We start from the raw sequence: 17345 nt of genomic DNA, 5'->3' as shown, positions 1-17345 counted from the left end.
TGGCCACACTGCGCAGAATTGATCGGCCGGGACCGGCATGATCAGGCAGAGTTCGGTGCGGACGGAGAGTGGGCGGCAACCGGAGGCGCAGAGGCGGCGACATTCACCGATATCCCAACAGCAGCAATGGTCAATCGGTCCACGACACCGAGTCGACTCGCCACACCGAGTTCTCCTTCACCACAACGACTATCGCCTCGCGGGCGGGCTGACCGGAAGCCTCCGCGAAAGTCGCGACGGCTCGCATATGGCGGTCGCCACTGCCCCAGAGGTCGAACGTAATATCGGCATAGCGGAACGTCGGTTCGGCACCCTCGAACCACACCACCTCCCGCGCTCGGTTGATCGCCTCGGCAACGGGCCGCTCATCGAACTCGCGGCGCCAGCGAGCCGATACGGCATGGCGAATGACGGCTGGGAGCTCGACCGTTATTCCGCGCTGCAAGTCCATCAGCGCCGTCGATGCCCCGGAGCGGTCCCGTTGCTCGGGTGCGAGGTCGCCGCCCTTGTCATCGCTGCGCTCGGTCTCCTCGATCAGCTCGGTCAGCGTTTCGACCAGGTCTCCGAAAACTTCGGGCTCCCAACGGCAATACGCGATGTCACTGCTTGCCGCTGCATCCGACACCGGAAAGTTCGCGACCAGTGATCCCGCCATGCCGACATTCTCGCCGATGGTCACTCGTGGTCGCGCGAGGGCATCGTCGCGTACCGGACGTAGGCGGTCAGCGAGCACAGCCCCAGCGCGGTCAGCACGATCAGCGGCAGCATTCGGGTCGTGCCGGACAGCTCCGCGGCGTCCAATGCGGTGAATGCGTAACTGGACGGCAGCAGATCGATCCCGAACGCATCGCCCGCGGCGTCGTGGCGGACGCCGATATCGACCAGCGCGGTGAGCGCGATCAGAGCGACCGCTACGCCGAGTCCGAACCGCCCGAACAATCGAATGAGCGCCGCGCACATGGCCACCAGTGCGAGGACCGCGACCACGGCCGATATGAACAGCGCGAGGGTGTGCCCGCGATCGCTGCTGAGGACACCGACAACGGACAGACCGAGCGCGAGTAGTCCCGCGATTGTCCACGATGTGATGGCGGCGCCGCGCGGGGTCGAACCGCGCTGAGCCGAACGGTCGGCCACCGCCGATCGGGTCAGCGCGATCAATAGCGCCCCGGCGAGTAGTCCCAGGACGGTGCGCACGAGGCCGGAATCCGGCGTCGATCCGTTGGTGTCGATGGCGCCCGGCGCGACGGCCCGGCTGAGCCCGCTCGCGGTGGCCGCCGAGGTATCGGGCAGTCCGTTCACGCCGGTATTCAGTGACGTAACAAGCTGCCCGGTCACAGCTTTCAGCTGTTCGAGCTGAGCGCGAATCTGGGCTTCCATGCCGGGAATCAGCTCCCTGGCACCGTCGAGCTGGGCCATGACCCGATTGATCGTCGTGTCGCCCTGGGCCAGGAACGCGCCGATACTCGTGAGTCGTTCGACCGACAAATCGAGTACTTCGACGAGCCGGGTTTCGGTGCCGACCGGCCTGCCCAACAGCGCGGACAGGTCGCCGAGTTGTGCGCTCAGCAATTCGGCCCCGGTCTGTATGCCGTCGATCTGCGCCGACGTTCGTGGATCGTCGAGGCCGCCGATCAGTGCCAGTAGGCTGACCAGCTGGTCACCGACGCGTTGCCCTTCGGGAAGTCCGCTGGCGCGCAACACATCCGCGACCGGTCGCACCGCCGTAGTCAATTCGGCGCGAACGGCGGCGGTCGCCTGCAGTGCGGTTCCGACGGTCTCCAGCCCGTTGCCGAGCGTATCGACACCTTGCTGGAGATCGCCGAGAGTGAGCGTCATGCCCTGCATACCGGCGGCGAATGTGGACAGCCTGCCCGTGATGTCGCCGATCAGCGCCGAGTACTGGCGAATGGCGTCGACCAGGGTTTGCGCTTGGGCCACGAGCGGATCGGACTGTCCGACGAGCTGCTTGACACTGTTGAGCACTTCGTTGACCGTGCTGTCGGCATTCAGGGCGGCGGCCTTAAGGCCGGCGGCGATCAGCGTCGCGACGTTCAGATTGGTCCGGGCCTGGGATACCGAAACCAGCAGCCCCTCGATCCCGATTCGGGTCGCGGTGCTGGACGCCGCTTGCACCAGGCGGCTGTAGTCGCGGTCGGCCGCGTCCTGTCCGGGCGCCACGATCACCTGTTCGGCAGGCCGATCGACGGTTCCCGGGCGTTCGCCGGGATCGGCCTTGGTCTTGCCGAACGTGTCGGGAATGGTCACTACCGCGAAAACCGTACCCGCCGACAATTGCGCCGCCGCATCGGTCGCCGACGTCACCCGCCAGCTGAATCCCGGCGAATCCTGTAGCGCGGAAGCGAGTTTGCTGCTCGTCGAGTTCGGTTTCGCCCCCGGCGGCATGACGATGGCAACCTGCTCGAAGGTGGTGGTCCCCTCGTCATCGATGAAGCTCGCCGCCACCGCGCCGCACAGCAGTGGCAGCAGCATCACCAGGGCGAGCACCAGACGTCCACCGAGACCGGGATGCCGAAGTGCGTCGGGGGAGAGCATATTTCGAGGCCTTCCAGTTGATCGTGGCGTCGCCCACGGAGTGGATCAGCTGCAGATCGGCGAGGTTTGCTGGAGGCTGGCCGCGAGCCCGCATGCCCAGACTCGCTCGGCATGCTGTAGCGCCACCGCCATGCGGTTGAGCAATTCGGGGTCGCCCGCCGCGCCCTGGAGTAGTTCGACCTTGTCCGGCGCGGGCACCGCGGGGTCCAGCCCCTCCTGCAGCATGCCATTGAGCAGGTCGATCGTCGGGGAAGGGGAAACTTTCCACCCGCGGAACAGTCGGCCGCCGAGGGCTGCGGTCAACGAAATGGCGTTGGGTGCGGCGACAATCGCCTCTCCGCGTTTCCGTGCCGCGGGACTGTCGACGCCGTCTTGGGCGGTCACGGTGAATACGATCGGCAGGCCGCCCGCGTCGAAGCGCTGGTCGAGGATCTGCTCGAGCCGGATCGATCCCGAGCCCGGCAAATCGAATCCGCCCGCGGGCAGCCCTGTGGTCGACGGGGCGGCGAACGCACCGGCGGCGAGGGCGAAGAACAGCGCGGTCAGCGCAATCCTTCGTGGTGCCCTGAGTGCCAACCGAGCCAATGCCGTCAGAATCACGATCGGAGCCCTCCCGACGCTCGCCGATGCGACCGAGCTTGACATACCCTCGGTCTGTACCGTACCGAGAGTCGGCAACATGTCAAGAGTCGGTCGCTGAACGCCGGATGATCGGCTGGGGCGGACTCGGCAGGGGGTGGGTCAGGCGGGCGGGGTCGCCCGGAGGCCCTCCAGCATGCCGAGCATCACGACCTCGACATCCTCGGACGCGGTGGCGGGATCCTCGGCCAGCGCGATATTCATCGACGCCTCGGCCAATAGCCGAAATACCAATTGCGCGGCCGTGTCGATATTGATCGGCCGCAGCTCGCCGAGTCTGGACATCTCCTCGAGTAGGCCACGGATCAAGGGCAGCGCCACCTCCGCGTCCAGCATGCGGGTGCGCTCCTCGCCGAGCACGCTGGTGGCTTGGCGCAGCAGTGCCCGGGTATCCGGATCTGCCGCGTAGCTGTGCAACGCCGTCCGCGCCGCAACTTCGACACGTTCCCACGGGCCGAGGTCCGGCTGTAGCACCGATTCGGCGACCGTGGTTACCACGACCTTCTCGGCTGCGACGTAGACCTCGGCGAAAACCTGCTGCTTGTCCTGAAAATGGTGGTAGACAGCGCCTTTGCTCAGTTGCGACTCCCGCGCGATGTCATCCACCGATGTCGCGTCGAATCCGCGCTCCACGAAGAGCTTCTGCGCCGCGTCCAGAATCGCCGATCTGGTCAGTGCGGCGTACATGTCGCGCCTGCTCCCCTTGACCTCACTCACAAGATGTCAGCATACTGAACATACTTGGAGTCGGTCTATGACTTACGGTCGGTCTGTGGAATCGTCGGCAACGCGATGGCAAAGGTGAACCTGGTGGCCGAAACCGTGCCCGACCCGATCTGGTCGCGGAAACATGGGCGCTGGATCACGGTGGCCGCGTGATCAATATGGCGACGAATGTCCGGAGACTCGCCCGAGTTTGGAAGTAGTACTTCTTTACTGCTCCACCACGCGAACTCTCCCTCAGGGGTGGGCGGTGGCCGGGCTCGCGACCTCGGCGATTACGTCGGAGTACCAGCGGAACAACCGAATCGGCTGTGCGGGCTCGGATTTCAGCAGCTCCGCCCAGCAGGCCGCCACGGCGGCACGGGCGGCCGTGCCTATCCACGGTTGGGGGAGTAGCTGCGGTGGTAGCAGCGGGTCCGGTTCGACCGCGCGGGTGAATTCCGCGGCCGATGCGATGGCGATGGTCAGGCGCTCGGTATGCGAGGCGGTACGCAGTAGGGGGAGATAGCGCTCGGCGGCGGCAAGCAGGCGGTGATGGCCGTCCGCGATCCGTTCCAGCGGCCACAGGTGGGCGGCGAGGGCGCGAGGTGAGTCGATGCCGCCGATCACGAGATCGGTCGTGGTCAGCGTGGTGACGTGATCGTTCACGCCGAGTTCCGTTGCGGTGGAGCGGATCCGGTCTTCCCAGGGATTCGCCGAGACGTACATGCCACCTTGGATCGGGGCGCCGCCGAGCCGCAGGATGGCATCGCGCATGGCGTCGCGCGCATGGCGGGCCGATTCCGGAACACCGAAGGTCGCGAGATGCCACACCCCGTCCCAGGACACGCGACCGCGATCCTGGGCGTGCATGTAGCGGACGAATTCGAGATCCGGCTCGATTACGCCTCGCGTCGCCTCGGTGGCGCGTAGTTCGGCCTTGCGGCCGCGTCCTTCCTGGGAGAACCGGCCTTCCGCGGTCAAACGTTTGATGCAGAGCCGGACCTGTTGGTCCGTCATGCCGAGTGCGTTGGCGACGTCGTACAGTTCGCCTGCGTCGATGGTGGCGTCCTCGCGGATCATGGATTCGACCAGTGCCCGCGTGGAGATATCGGTGTCGGAGTGGTGGCTGCTATCCAACGTTCACCTCTGCGGTCGGCGTGCGGTACGGTGCTGCGCTCGATTATCCTACGATCGCATACGTGCTGATCGTCGGCCGTGCGTACGAAGCTCTCCCTGTCTTTCCGAGGACGGCTACGCGATCGGTTCTCGCTCGACGACGTAGATAGGTGTATCGGTATTGCGCTCGAGTGCGCGGTCGAGGTCGTCGAAGAATCGCCGCGGGTCGATGATGGCTTCCGGCGAATGCACCCCGGGGCGGCGCGCGGAGCCGTCGATGACCTGGGACATGCCGAGGGCCAGCGGAATTCCGGTGGCACGAGCCATATCGTCGAATAGCGAGCGAGCCGGGTCCGTACGTGGACCGGACCGGTTCACCTGTGCGAGAACCATGTACTCGCGGCCTTGTTTCACACCGGAGACCGCGGCGAAGAACGGCGGTAGGGTGCCGGGCCCCTTGGCGCACAGGGCGGTGGGAATCGAACGCAGAATGCGTGACAGCTTCGGTGCGGCCAAGGCCCCGGCGGCCGTCTCATTGGTCAGCTTGCCGCTATCGATGTCGCGGCGAAGGACGTCGAGGTATGCGACCGTCCACGGCTTGATGACCATCAGGTTGACGGCATCGCCGACCGGCTCGAGGCTGCGCTGCAACGTAATCGGTTCCGGATGGCCCACGGAATACGCGGTGCCGCGCCTGCCGCCGGGGAGCCGGAGTGTCACCGGGCTCAGTGGGCGCTGATCGCTGAGCCGCCCCGCCCGAACGACGGTGATCGTGCCGCTGGCCTGCTGCATCCAATGCACGGCGGCGGCCGATGGGCGACCGTCGGGGCCGAGTAGTTGCCGCTCGTCCTCGGTGCCGCTGCCCGTGCCGTCGACGTCGACCGGCCACGCGGTGTACGCATTGTGGACGGTATCGAGTTCGGCGGCGGCGGTCGCTGCCAGCAGATTGCTGACGCCCGGGCTGGCCCCCATGCCGATGACCGCGCAGACGTCGTTGTCTCGGGCGGCCCGGTCGAGGTCGAGCATCCGCAGCGTCGGCTCCCAGTCGTCGCAGATATCGAGGTAGTGGGTTCGTGTTTCGATGGCCGCGCGTAGCACGGTCGGTCCGAAACGGTAGTAGGGCCCAACGGTATTGAGGACGAGGTCCGCGCCGGAGAGCGCGTTGCGTAACTCCGTGTCGTCGGTGACGTCGACCTCGATGGCGCGGACCGGCACCGGTGCCTGCGCCAGGCGTCGTGCCAGCCGCTCGGCGGCGCCGAGATCGCGATCGGCGATCACGATCTCCTCGACGCCCGGCAGACGCGCCGCGGTGTGCACCGCGACGGCGCCCATGGCGCCGGGACCGCCCAATGCGAGGACTTTCATCGGAGCTCCTTACTTTCCTCAGCGCACAGGCTGCCGTTGGACGAAATCGCGCAGGCTATCCAGATATCCGGGTGCGTACAGCGAACGCGGGGTGAAGACGGCCACCAGGACCGAACGGATGCCCTGGGTGTTGTCGAGGTCCGCCCTGACGATGTTGTGCGAGGCGTGGGGGTACTTCTCCACCGTCAACTGTTCGGGCGGCAATAGCTTTCGGTACACGCGCTCGGTCTCGGCGACGTCGACGTTGAGATCCTCCTCGCCGAGTACAAGCAGGACGGGGATCGTCACCCGGGGCAGTTGGTCGGTGACATCGGACAGGTAGTTCTCGCCGACGAATCGCCAGCGTTCGGCGGACATGGGTGGTGAGTCGGCGCCCTCGGCGACGTATCGTTCGTACGACGCGCCCGAGTGCAGCAGCCGCAAGGTCTGGTTCCTACGCTCGAATGCCGTGGCGATCTCGGCCTCGGAGGCGTTCCGGTGCCTCATCTCGGCAACCAAGTTGTATTCACCTTGTCGAAGCCAGTTGACGGCCGCGCCGACGAGAATCATGAACTGGAGGTCGGGCCGATGGGCGGCCACTTCCGGCAGTACCCATCCGGCCTGGCTGATGCCCCAGACACCGATCCGATGCGGATCGATGTCTGTCCGTCCCCGCGCCCAGGTGATCGCCGCCTCGGCCTCGGCCGTCCGATCATGCATGCTCTGGTCGAGCCAATTGCCGGGGGCTCCGTTGATGCCCGGCTTGTCCCAGGCCAGCGACGCGTATCCGGCGGCGGTGAACGATTCCCAGATCGGGCGGTAGAACGAGTCGCGGGTGGCGTCGGCGGGTCCGTCGCCGTGCACGAATATCACTAGGCCGTAGGGCTTTTCGCCGGATTTTGGAAGAGCGAGGGTCGCGTGCAGTGGTTGTGCGGGTCCCGGAATCGTGACGCGTTCCTCGCGAATGTCGAAGTCGTTCGCGTGGATCACCCAGCCGCCCGCCGAGACGGCGAGTGCGATGACGCAGCACGCCGCGATCAGCAGGCGGATCGGCCACCGTCGTCGAAGCCGTTGCTCGGTCGCGGCGTCGGAATCGAGTGGTCGATTATTTCGGGATCTCACATATCTATCGTAGATAATACGATCGTTCATGACTAGAGCGTATTGCGATCCGTGGGCCTGCCGCGGGGGTTATCTCCGCGGCGGGCCCGCGCGCGGGCCCGACGTCAGTCGTGCGGGCGCCATGTGGCATGTGGGCGACACAATGCCAGGCCGTCGCCGCCCGGCCGTGGTGCCGGATATGGGCGTGCGGGGGAGGAGTCCGGCGCGGCTGGATGGGTGCCGGTATCGAGACGTTCACGCGGCCGGGGATTTTGGCCCGGGCGAACGATATCGGTGCGGTGCTGGCCCTCGGTGGCGCTCGGGCCGGGCGTGCCGACGCGAGGTTCGGCTGTCGCTGTCGGGGGGTGTATCGCCGCGCCGGTCGCGATCGCTCCGGCCGTCAACATGATCAAGCCCGCACGCGTCAGTGGGGTCAGGAACTCTCGGGTAAAACTATTGAATTTCATACGATCGATTATAAAGCGATAGTTTGAATATTGATTGAAACTGGGATCGGGGCCGCGCTTGCCGGGGTTGCGTCACAGAGCTGCCAGATTTTTAGGTCAACTGACCTATATTGAAGGCGTGAACGATGAACTGAACTTCGATGCGCATGGGCCGGTTCTACTGGTGGGCGGCTACGGAACGGTCGGGGCGGAGGTCGCTCGGATGGCGGCGTCCTCGGTGCCGCTGTTGCTGGCCGGACGGTCCGTGGCGAAGGGGCGGGAGCTGGCCGCGGAAACCGGTGCGGAGCTTCGGGTCTGGGATCTCGCCGATTCGGAGGGCTTCCGAGCCGGAGTCCGCGCGGTGGTCGGACTGGTCAATGACCCCGACGACCGGGTGCTGCACGCGGCCATCGACGGTGCGGTTCCGTATGTGGACATCACGCGGTGGACCGCGCGCCTGCAACGTGCCGCGACCGTTACGGCCTTGCGGCAGCCTACAGCGCCGGTATTGCTGTCCTCGGCCTGGATGGGTGGCGTCACAAGTCTGGTCGTGGCTCACCTCGCCGCCGGATTGGGCGGCGCCGACGCTATCGAGGTGGCCATTCGCTGGGATATGCGGGACCGGGCGGGGGCGGATTCGGTCGAGTTCATGGATCGCCTCGGCTTCGATTTCGAGGTGGTCGATCACGGTGAGCGTCGCATGGTCGAACCGCTGAGTTCCTCGGCCCGGGTGCGGATCGGCGATAGTGTCACCCGGGTGGCGCGCATCGACACCCCCGAACAGTTCACCCTGCCACTCACCCTGGGTAGCGGCACGGTGCTGACTCGAATCGGATTCAGTTCCGCCGCATCCACTTCGGCACTGATTTCGGCGAAGCGGCTGGGATTCTTCCGGTGGGGGCGCGGGGAGCGATTCACCGGCACCCGCCGGGCATTGCTGTACGGGCCGGGTGCGGGCGGCACCGCGCGGGTCCGTGTCGATGTGACGCAGGCGGGCGTCTCGCGAACCGCGCTCATCTCCGATCAGGCGGGCCAGGCCCATCTGACCGCGGTGGGGGCCATCCTTGGTCTGTGGAGGGTCCTCGGCGTGGACGGCGCGCCCATCCGGCCGGGCCTGAGTTTCCCCGAGCAGACACCGGTACCCGAGAATGTCCCGGCAATGTTGGCGGCGCACGGTGTGGAGCTGAGGATCGGCAATGGTTCGGCGGGCGAAAGGGTCGCATGAGCGATAAGGACGAGGAGTCGGCGGTTCGAGGGGCCACAACCAAGGGCTCGCGCCGCCGCACCGAACTGCTCGACAGCGCCGAAGAGATCCTGCTCGAATCCGGGCACGAAGGGCTGACATTGCGTGCCGTCGCCGCGCGAGCGCAGATCCGATTGGGGCACCTGCAGTACTACTTCCCGAATCGGGCCGATCTGGTCGGCGCGGTTCTCGATCGCACACTCGAAACCTCATTGCAGCGACTCGCGCCGCTGTTATGGGATGTCGAGGTGACGCGTCCGGCCGAGGAACTGGTCCGGCTCCTACTCGCCGAGCACCGGGACACCCGGCTGGTGCGGATATACGCCGAGCTCTGGGCCCTGGCGGGGCGCGATGAGGCGGTCGGTGCCGCGGTCCGTCGCTTCTACGGGTCCTATCGAAACCTGGTGTTCGAGACCATTCGTGCCCGCAATCCGATGCTGCCGGAAGCGCTCTGCGCAGCCCGCGCCGGCGTGCTGATGATTCTGATCGAGGGCGCGTCGCTGTTCCGCTCGGGCATCGCCGACCGAGTCGACGCGGCGACCGATGCGGTGTTGATCGCGACCGCAGCCGCCCTGCTGAACCCGGACCGGGACCCGGCCAGAATCGAATGATTCGGCACCGCGCGGCAGGTGGTTACCCGCGCGGCGCCACTTCATCGCATCGGACACCGTTGCCCGCCGGAGCCGCCTCGTCGACAGTCGGCACCGTGGCCGGAATTCGCCGACCTTGCCAACAAATGTTGCCGTTTCCGCAACGCGATGCCGATGCCGGCGGGCGACGACGAGGAGTGTTCCGGGCGGTCGGCTTCTCAACCCACGGGGCTCCAGCCGGGTCCGCCGAACAGGTATCCGGCGTGGTCCCGCCAGGTGCGGGCGGCGCGGAGGCGGGCATGTGAATCGGGGCGATCGGATAGGCCGCGACCTGATCGGCGTCGGCATAGAGTGCGCGCAGCTCGGCCGCGTCCGCGGCGATGGACCGCCGCATCACCGCGACCGGGCTATCGGGGACGACGGCGCATCAGCATGCCCGCGATCCACCCGACCGCGAACATCATCAGCAGGATCAGCCACATCGGTGAGGTGACGCTGATCAGGAGGAATTCGATCGAGACCGTGCCGCGATTCTCGAAGACGAACACGACCGCCAGAATGGTCAGAACCAGCGCCAGCCACTGGTTCGGCGATACTCGCCTCAGCAGCGAGCGCTTCTCTCTGGTGTTCACCGGAAACTCCCATCGTCGGGATCGGGTGACGCGGCGGCCGAATTTCCCTATTGTCGGCCAGTCGGTGCGGGCGCTCCTCATTCGTTTCGGATGAGGTGGCTACGGATCCTTCCCGCACGGAACACCGACGTCTCCGGTGGCAAGTAGCAATATGCAGCTATAGCAGCGCTCGGGTCCGGCTTGCGAAGATCAAAATCGGACCCGTTCACCCGACCGGCGAGTCCTGCGGTGTTGGTTTGTGGCGGCACGTCGGCTCGTCGACCCGGCGCGCACCGGAGAAGGAGAGATCCCGGTGAGAAGTCGAAAACCCAAAAACATGGGTCTGATGCTGGATTGGCATGCCGAACGCGCCGCACAGACGGTATTTCACCTGGATCGGCCTTTCGATATCGCGCCCGAAGCGGGAATCGTCGTGGATGGTCCCGCCGCCGCACGCATCGTGCACGACGCCGCGTCCAGTTGGTACGCGGCCGGTGTCCGTCCCGGTGACCGAGTGGCCATATGCAAGGACAATCACTACGACATCCTGCTGCTCGCCGCCGCGGCCGCGCGCATCGGCGCCATCCCGGCTTTGATCTCGGCGTCCGCGCGGCCGGAAGTGTTGCGGCACTTGCTGAATAAAGTCGAGCCGACGGTGGCGATGGTGTCGGCGAAAGTACTGTCGGCACTGCAAGGGTCCGCTGATCGGTGCGACGCGGCGGGCCGATTCGTGGTCACCGGAGACGGCGAGGTGTCCGACGCCGATAACGTACTCCGCCTGGATGAGCTGCGGGGAGGGGCGCCGGCCCCGGTGCGCCCGCGCGGCGAGGACGAGCCCGCGATCATCTGCCATACCTCCGGCACCACGGGCCTACCCAAACTGGTGGTGCACTCGACCCGAACGCTCTACGAGGCCAATCGGCTCGATTCGATGCCTGCCCCAATCGTGTCCAGTCGGCGCGGTGACATCTTCGGCTCGGCGATCTCGTTCGTGCACGCGCGGGCCACCGGAACCTTCACCGCCCAGCTGTCGCACGCACCCGCGAAACTGGTGATCATCTCGAACCACGACCTGGAGAATGTCACCCGGGTGCTCTCCGAGCACACCCTGACGATTCTCGAGGCGTGTCCGAATATCTTCCTGCACTGGCAGCCGCTGACACGGACCGATCCGGCGCTTTTCGAGCGAATAAGACTGTATTTCAACACCTTCGACCTGATTCATCCCGCTACGGTGCGGGCGTTTCTCGACGCCTCGCGGCGTCGATTCCCGCTGTGGTTGCAGGGGTGGGGCCAGAGTGAGACGGGCCCGCTGACCGCGGGGATCTACCCGCGCATCCGAGTGCGCCGATCCGCCAGCGCCGCGGCGGTCACCAGCGATATCGGTTGGGCGGTACCGGGTTTCAGCCGCATCCGGGTGGTCGACGCGACCTTGGGCAAACATCGGTGGCTCGGCAAACCGGGGCTGCTGATGTCGTCCAGCCGGGGTTGCTGTGTCGACTATCTGGGCGAAACCGATCGGTATGACGAGAAGGTCGACGGCAAGTGGTGGAATACCGGTGACGTCGGTTACCGCGATTGGCTGGGGCGAATCCGGTTGCTGGACCGCGAGGTCGACATCATTCCCAGCATGAGCGGTATCGACGTCGAGAGCACGCTGCTCGATCGGATCGAGAACGCCACCGAGGTCGTGGTGCTCGGGGCGCCCGGCCGGCTTCCGGTGCCGATCGTATGCCTGGCGAGCGGATCACTCGACGATGCGCAATGGGCGAAGGCGGTCGAGGGACTGCCACCGCTCGCCGAACCGCTGGTGCTGCCCTGGCAGGACATCCCGCGCACCTCGACCTGGAAGGTGCGCAGGCTCGAACTGCGGGAACAAGTACTCGGTACCAGCCGGACATTCGGCACCGGACGCTGGACCTGATCCGGCGCATTCTCACCAGGTTGGCAATTCGCCTTCGGCATCGTCAGTGCGCGACCGGCGAAATCATTGGCGGCGCTGAGGGATAGAACTCGAGGGGTAGCGGTGTGACCATGCTGATTCAGGACAATGGTGAAGGATCCCACCTGCGGCGGCTACCGGCCGGAATGGATAATGCGCCGCAACGTTCGTCGCCCGCGGACCCGATGATCGTGGCGGCGGCGGGCGCCACCTTCACCACCGCCGATGACCGTGAACTCATCGACTTCTCTTCGGGCTCCTTCGGTTACGGCCATCCCGGGGTGCTGCGGGCGGTATCCGAGCAGATGCGGGTACTGCCGCAATCGACGCGCATGTTTCTGAATCGCCCGCTCGGAGCACTGGTTCGGGCCATCGCCGAGGCTACCCCGGGAAACCTTTCGGTGACCTACCCGTGCAACTCGGCCACCGAAGGCGTCGAGGGCGCGCTCAAACTCGCGCTCGGCTATCAGCGTCGGTCGGGCAGAAGCGGATTCGTGGTCACCTATGGTTCCCGGCACGGCAATACCCGTGGCGCGGCAAGTATTTCGCGTGCCGCCCCGCACGAGTGCGACCCGACCGACCCGGCGCCACCGGTCGACGTCGAATTCGTCCCATTCGGTGACTCCGACGCGCTTCGCCGGTCCGTGCGGGCGCGCCGACCGGCCGGTGTGGTGGTCGAGCCGGTGGCTTCCGGTGTCGGCGTCGAGGTTCCGCCGCCCGGCTATCTGCGCGAGGTGCGCGAAATCTGCGATGAATCGGCGACATTGCTGATCGTCAACGAGACGACGACGGGGCTGGGCCGGACCGGCCGGGTATTCGCGGTGGATCACGAGAATGTGGTGCCGGACATCCTGGTCCTCGGTGGTGCGCTGGGTGGGGGCGCGCTCCCGGCGGGTGCGTATGTGACCACCCGGGAAATCAACTGGCGCGTCTACGGTCGGCGCGGGCCCTGGTTGCACGGCAGCGCGACCGGAGGTAACCCACTGGCCTGTGCCGCGACCGTGGCCGTTCTGGAAGCGGTTGCCCGGGAGGATATTCCGGGCCGATGTCGTGACAATGGCGCGCGTCTGGTGGCCGGGCTGCGGACCCTGCACGCGACACACGGCGATCTGATCGGCGAGGTCGCCGGTTTCGGGCAGCTGGCGGCGCTGCGTTTCGCCGACCCCGCGGCGGCGCGACTCATTGCCGGACGCGCGCTCGATCACGGTGTGCTGGTGTGGCAGGGCGGCGTCGGACAGGGTTGGGTCGGTCTGCGGCCGCCGCTGCTCGCGTCCGCCGCCGAAATCGAGCGGGGGCTGGCGAGTCTCGACGCGGCCCTGACCATCGTCGCCGAGGAGCGCATCGCATGAAAGCCGTGGCCGCAGCATCGCGCCAGCAGCTGCTCGATATCCTTTCCGACCACTACAATCCGCCGCTGGCGCTGATGCTGCATGCCGGTCGCGCGCCGGTGGAGGAGGGGGGCCAGGGTCATTACATCGTCGATGATCTCGGGAACCGCTACCTCGACTTCTCCGCGGGCTATGGGGTTTTCGGCCTAGGGCACCTCGATCCGGATGTGCAGACGGCAGCGCAGCGGCAACTCGCCGAGTTGGCCATGGTGGCCCCGCCACTGCGGTGCGCGGCCGCGGAACGGTTGCGCCGAACACTGGTCCGGCTGGCGCCGGGCGACCTCGATCAGGTGGTGCTGACCGGCAGCGGTTCGGAATCGACGGAGGTCGCCCAGCGCGTGGCCGCGCTCGCGAGGCCGGGCCGCGGCACACTGGTCGCGATCGGCACCGGATATCACGGTAAGACGCTCGGCGCGATGCATGTCCTCGGCCAGCGGCACCTGACCGCGCCGTTTTTCGAATCGACCGGCGGTAGCCGATTCGTCCGCTACGGCGATCCGGCGGCCATGGCGGCCGCGATCGATGACACCGTCGCCGCGGTATGCATCGAACCGGTGGTCGGCGGTGGATACGTGACCGTACCGCCGCCGGGCTATCTGGCGGTGGTGGCGCGGCTGTGCCGGGAACGCGGTGCGCTGCTCATCGTCGATGAGGTGCAGACCGGCTTCGGCCGGACCGGGGCGCTGTTCGGCATCGAACACGACGGCGTCGTTCCCGACATTCTCCTTGTCTCCAAGGCGATGTCGGGCGGACATGTCCCGATGTCGGCGACGATCATTCGCGGCGAGGTGTACGCCGAGGCGACGCGGGAGACCGGCGGGGTGCTGCCCTTCGATACCGAGATGGGCTATTCGCCGATGGCGTGTGCCGCGGCGCAGGCCGCCATCGAGAAGATCGTTGAGCAGGATCTGCCGGGCAATGCCGCCGCGATCGGCCCGTACCTGCTGGATCGGTTGCGATCGGTGGCCGCGCGATATCCGGCGTTGGTCATCGATGTGGCCGGGCGGGGCCTGATGGTCGGCGTGAAGGTGCGCAATCCGCTGATCGAACAGTCCATCTGGTTGCAGATGATCCGGCACGGGGTGATGACCGGCATCTCCATGAACTCGGTCGCCAAACATCCCGCGCTGCGTATCTTTCCGCCGCTGTCGGTAACCACGGCGGAAGTCGACATCATGGTGATGGCTCTGGAGACCGCGCTCGCCGAACTCTCGCGGTACCCCACGGCGTCCTATCTGTTGCTCGATCAGCTGATGCGGGTGCAGTTCCGGCTGCCGAAGTGGTTCCTGCGCTACGGCGCCGACATCGTGTCCTCGCGCCGGAAGATCTGGAGTCGCACGCCGCCGACGCCGCGCACCACCGTCGCCCTCATCGCCGAATGACCGAGCTTTCCCATGGATCACCTCGCACCTCGAACTGCGCGATGAGAACGGGGCGCCCATCCTTTCCGTTGAGGCGCAGGGCTGTCGAGGTTCGGGGGCTGTCGAGGTTCAGGGCTTACGGGCGGTGACCAGTGAGATCCCGCCGAGGCGCTGGAGGAAGATCTGCCACTGTAGTCGGGCGCCGACCAGATTGCGGTGCGCCTCCCGGGAGCGCAGCCCCAGTTTGTGCACCAGCCAGGAGGGCCCCTGGAAGGCGGTCGCGGCACGGTACAGGCGTCGCGACGAGCGCACCGAGTTCCGCGAGATATCGCGGGCGTAGAAGTCCTGGAAGCCGACCTTCTCGGCCGCCAGCTCGAACTCCTGGATGGTCACGATATCGGGCATCGCCCAGGAATCCGCCCACTCCAGAATCAGCCGCTCGTCCGGTTCGGCCACCTCGCGCTGGGCGCGGAAGCCGTCCTCCACGGCGATCTGCCCGCCGGACCGGAGCACCCGGAAGGCCTCGGTGAGGAAGTCCGCCGGATCCTTTGCGTAACAGACGCTTTCCTGTGCCCAGACGATATCGAAGGAATCGTCGTCGAATCCGGTCGCGCAGTAGTCCGCGACCTCGAAGGTGACCAGGTGGGACAGACCCCGCTCGGCCGCGTAGGTGCGGGCCTTATCGACCTGGAAGGGGCTGAGGGTGATGCCGACGACCTGCGCACCGAAATTCTCCGCCAACCACATCGACGATCCACCAACCCCGCAACCGGCATCGAGAACCTTGGCGCCCCTGGTGATACCGGCCTTGCGGGCCAGCTCGCGGTTCATATTGAGCAGCGACTCACCGTGATTGCGAGTGTTCTCGTCCCAGTACCCGTAGTGCATGGCGCGGTTGGTCTTGTTCATCCAGACGCCGCGGTAGTCGTACCACGCTTTGGCGTAGTAGTCGACGATGCGCGTCTGTTCCAGCGTTGTTGTCATGGGCACCTCTATCGACGGAATTCGAGGGTCAGGAGGCACGTTCGACCGACAGGTGCACCAGACGCGCCAGCGCCTGATTCGCGGGCCCGGCGGGCAGCTGTTCGAGTTCGATCAGGGCGCGGTCCACATGGCGCCGCAGTTCCTGCTTGGCGGTCTTGATGCCGTTCGAACGGCTCAGCAGTGCCAGCGCCTCGCTGACGTCCGCATCCTGCTCCAGCGGGCCGACCAGCAGGGCGCGCAGCCGGTCGGCCTCCGGGCCCGTCTCGCGCAGCGCGTAGAGCACCGGCAGCGTGTGCACGCCTTCGCGCAGATCGGTACCGGGTTCCTTGCCGGACTGGTCGGCGGTCGAGGTGATATCGATAGTGTCGTCGGCGATCTGGAATGCCACGCCGATCGCGTCACCCAGTCGCTGGATCCGTTGGACCCGTTCGTCGTCGGCGCCGGAGAACATACCGCCGAAGCGACCCGCTGTGGCGATCAACGCCCCCGTCTTCTCCCGGACCACCTGCAGGTAGTGCTCGACCGGGTCGCGCCGCCCCGCACCGGCGGTCTCCCTGGCCTGGCCCGCGACCAGTTCGCTGAAGGTATCGGCCATGATGCGCACCGCTTCGGTGCCCAATGTCGCGACGAGCCGCGATGCGTGCGCGAACAGATAGTCGCCGACCAGAATGGCAATCTTGTTGCCCCACAGGGCATTGGCGCTCGGGGTGCCGCGCCGCAGCGCGGCCTCGTCCATGACGTCGTCGTGGTAGAGCGACGCGAGGTGGATCAGCTCGACCGCGGCGGCGGCGGTGGCGACCTCCAGATCGGCGGGTCGGGGACCCAGCTGGGCGGTGAGTACGGCAAACATCGGGCGGAACCGCTTACCCCCGGCCTGCGCCAGATGCAGCGAGGTCTCGACCATGAGATCGTGCCCGCCGGACAGGCATTCGATCAGGATATGCTCGACCGCCGCGAGTCCCTCGCTGATCGAATCCGCCAACTCCGGACTATCGGGAAATAGGTCAGCGACAATCTGGCTGTCTGGCATATCGTGCTCTTCCCGCTAGCTTGTTCGGCCATAGGTCGACCAGTGAAATGCGTGGCCCACTAGTGCATTTGATCTTACCGACGGCAGGAACCGTCACCGGATCATCGGCGATGACAAGTTGTTGCTATGCCGCCGGGCTGGACACAGGATCCGCGGTGCCCCAGCGCGGGTCGGCGGGGCGAAAGGTGGAGACTTCCGCGATCGAAACCCGGAGCGACGCGGATGGATACCAAGGATTCCGCTGCTGTTGAGCTGCGCGACTCCCTACCAGTGGCTATTGTCTGGTTAA

At 66.4% G+C, this 17345-nt stretch carries 15 protein-coding genes; 5 read left to right on the top strand and 10 right to left on the bottom strand.

The window, feature by feature from the left end; all coding sequences use genetic code 11:
- Positions 1 to 130: 130 nt before the first annotated feature.
- From AB0H61_RS09900 to AB0H61_RS09870, 7 genes are all read right to left on the bottom strand, one after another.
- Complete coding sequence (locus tag AB0H61_RS09900) at positions 131 to 655, bottom strand: hypothetical protein (RefSeq protein ID WP_357301263.1); 525 nt, start codon at positions 653 to 655, stop codon at positions 131 to 133.
- A gap of 20 nt (positions 656 to 675) precedes the next feature.
- Positions 676 to 2556: a hypothetical protein gene (locus AB0H61_RS09895; protein ID WP_357301260.1), complete on the bottom strand. Its 1881-nt coding sequence runs from the start codon at positions 2554 to 2556 to the stop codon at positions 676 to 678.
- A 45-nt stretch (positions 2557 to 2601) separates the two neighbouring features.
- The gene (locus tag AB0H61_RS09890) at positions 2602 to 3156 is read right to left on the bottom strand and encodes a hypothetical protein (protein ID WP_357301258.1); all 555 of its coding nucleotides are present in this window, start codon (positions 3154 to 3156) and stop codon (positions 2602 to 2604) included.
- A gap of 141 nt (positions 3157 to 3297) precedes the next feature.
- Positions 3298 to 3912 (bottom strand): helix-turn-helix domain-containing protein, encoded by a 615-nt coding sequence (locus AB0H61_RS09885; RefSeq protein ID WP_357301255.1) that lies wholly within the window; start codon positions 3910 to 3912, stop codon positions 3298 to 3300.
- A gap of 243 nt (positions 3913 to 4155) precedes the next feature.
- Positions 4156 to 4980, bottom strand: coding sequence for a PaaX family transcriptional regulator C-terminal domain-containing protein (locus tag AB0H61_RS09880; protein WP_357301340.1), 825 nt, complete (start codon positions 4978 to 4980; stop codon positions 4156 to 4158).
- A 171-nt stretch (positions 4981 to 5151) separates the two neighbouring features.
- Complete coding sequence (locus AB0H61_RS09875) at positions 5152 to 6381, bottom strand: saccharopine dehydrogenase NADP-binding domain-containing protein (protein ID WP_357301253.1); 1230 nt, start codon at positions 6379 to 6381, stop codon at positions 5152 to 5154.
- Positions 6382 to 6399: 18 nt separating this feature from the next.
- A complete protein-coding gene (locus AB0H61_RS09870; RefSeq protein ID WP_357301337.1) occupies positions 6400 to 7404 on the bottom strand; it encodes an alpha/beta hydrolase in 1005 nt (334 codons plus the stop codon).
- Positions 7405 to 8046: 642 nt separating this feature from the next.
- Here AB0H61_RS09870 and AB0H61_RS09865 point away from each other — a divergent pair.
- Together AB0H61_RS09865 and AB0H61_RS09860 are read left to right on the top strand one after the other, a co-directional pair.
- Positions 8047 to 9132 (top strand): saccharopine dehydrogenase, encoded by a 1086-nt coding sequence (locus AB0H61_RS09865; RefSeq protein WP_357301251.1) that lies wholly within the window; start codon positions 8047 to 8049, stop codon positions 9130 to 9132.
- Positions 9129 to 9761, top strand: a complete 633-nt coding sequence (locus AB0H61_RS09860) for a TetR family transcriptional regulator (RefSeq protein WP_357301248.1) — start codon at positions 9129 to 9131, stop codon at positions 9759 to 9761. Before AB0H61_RS09865 ends, AB0H61_RS09860 begins: the two co-directional genes overlap by 4 nt.
- 386 nt (positions 9762 to 10147) lie before the next feature.
- Here AB0H61_RS09860 and AB0H61_RS09855 read toward each other — a convergent pair whose 3' ends face one another.
- Positions 10148 to 10372, bottom strand: a complete 225-nt coding sequence (locus AB0H61_RS09855; protein ID WP_357301245.1) for a hypothetical protein — start codon at positions 10370 to 10372, stop codon at positions 10148 to 10150.
- Positions 10373 to 10697: 325 nt separating this feature from the next.
- Here AB0H61_RS09855 and AB0H61_RS09850 point away from each other — a divergent pair, with 325 nt between their 5' ends.
- The 3 genes from AB0H61_RS09850 (at position 10698) to AB0H61_RS09840 (ending at position 15063) form a co-directional block, all read left to right on the top strand.
- Positions 10698 to 12275 carry a class I adenylate-forming enzyme family protein gene (locus AB0H61_RS09850; protein ID WP_357301242.1) on the top strand — a complete coding sequence of 526 codons (1578 nt, stop codon included), beginning with the start codon at positions 10698 to 10700 and terminating at the stop codon, positions 12273 to 12275.
- 110 nt (positions 12276 to 12385) lie between these two features.
- Positions 12386 to 13642 (top strand): aminotransferase class III-fold pyridoxal phosphate-dependent enzyme, encoded by a 1257-nt coding sequence (locus tag AB0H61_RS09845; protein ID WP_357301335.1) that lies wholly within the window; start codon positions 12386 to 12388, stop codon positions 13640 to 13642.
- Entirely contained in the window at positions 13639 to 15063 is a 1425-nt protein-coding gene (locus AB0H61_RS09840) for an aminotransferase class III-fold pyridoxal phosphate-dependent enzyme (protein ID WP_357301240.1), read from the top strand. The genes AB0H61_RS09845 and AB0H61_RS09840 overlap by 4 nt, the downstream gene beginning before the upstream one ends.
- Positions 15064 to 15171: 108 nt before the next feature.
- On the opposite strand, the gene AB0H61_RS09835 is transcribed toward AB0H61_RS09840, so the two are convergent.
- Positions 15172 to 16026 (bottom strand): methyltransferase domain-containing protein, encoded by an 855-nt coding sequence (locus AB0H61_RS09835; RefSeq protein ID WP_357301237.1) that lies wholly within the window; start codon positions 16024 to 16026, stop codon positions 15172 to 15174.
- Between the two features lie 28 nt (positions 16027 to 16054).
- Positions 16055 to 17056: a polyprenyl synthetase family protein gene (locus AB0H61_RS09830; protein ID WP_357301234.1), complete on the bottom strand. Its 1002-nt coding sequence runs from the start codon at positions 17054 to 17056 to the stop codon at positions 16055 to 16057.
- Positions 17057 to 17345: the final 289 nt, after the last annotated feature.

It is taken from the genome of Nocardia sp. NPDC050710, from assembly GCF_040654375.1.
In the GTDB taxonomy this organism is placed as follows: domain Bacteria; phylum Actinomycetota; class Actinomycetes; order Mycobacteriales; family Mycobacteriaceae; genus Nocardia.
Note: the sequence above shows the minus strand (reverse complement) of the source record. Positions and strands in the feature narration are given on the sequence as shown.

Coding starts and splice junctions, on each gene's coding strand:
- AB0H61_RS09900 (WP_357301263.1), bottom strand. CDS start 655: ATGGCGGGATCACTGGTCGCGAACTTTCCGGTGTCGGATGCAGCGGCA.
- AB0H61_RS09895 (WP_357301260.1), bottom strand. CDS start 2,556: ATGCTCTCCCCCGACGCACTTCGGCATCCCGGTCTCGGTGGACGTCTG.
- AB0H61_RS09880 (WP_357301340.1), bottom strand. CDS start 4,980: ATGATCCGCGAGGACGCCACCATCGACGCAGGCGAACTGTACGACGTC.
- AB0H61_RS09875 (WP_357301253.1), bottom strand. CDS start 6,381: ATGAAAGTCCTCGCATTGGGCGGTCCCGGCGCCATGGGCGCCGTCGCG.
- AB0H61_RS09860 (WP_357301248.1), top strand. CDS start 9,129: ATGAGCGATAAGGACGAGGAGTCGGCGGTTCGAGGGGCCACAACCAAG.
- AB0H61_RS09850 (WP_357301242.1), top strand. CDS start 10,698: ATGCTGGATTGGCATGCCGAACGCGCCGCACAGACGGTATTTCACCTG.
- AB0H61_RS09845 (WP_357301335.1), top strand. CDS start 12,386: ATGCTGATTCAGGACAATGGTGAAGGATCCCACCTGCGGCGGCTACCG.
- AB0H61_RS09840 (WP_357301240.1), top strand. CDS start 13,639: ATGAAAGCCGTGGCCGCAGCATCGCGCCAGCAGCTGCTCGATATCCTT.
- AB0H61_RS09835 (WP_357301237.1), bottom strand. CDS start 16,026: ATGACAACAACGCTGGAACAGACGCGCATCGTCGACTACTACGCCAAA.
- AB0H61_RS09830 (WP_357301234.1), bottom strand. CDS start 17,056: ATGCCAGACAGCCAGATTGTCGCTGACCTATTTCCCGATAGTCCGGAG.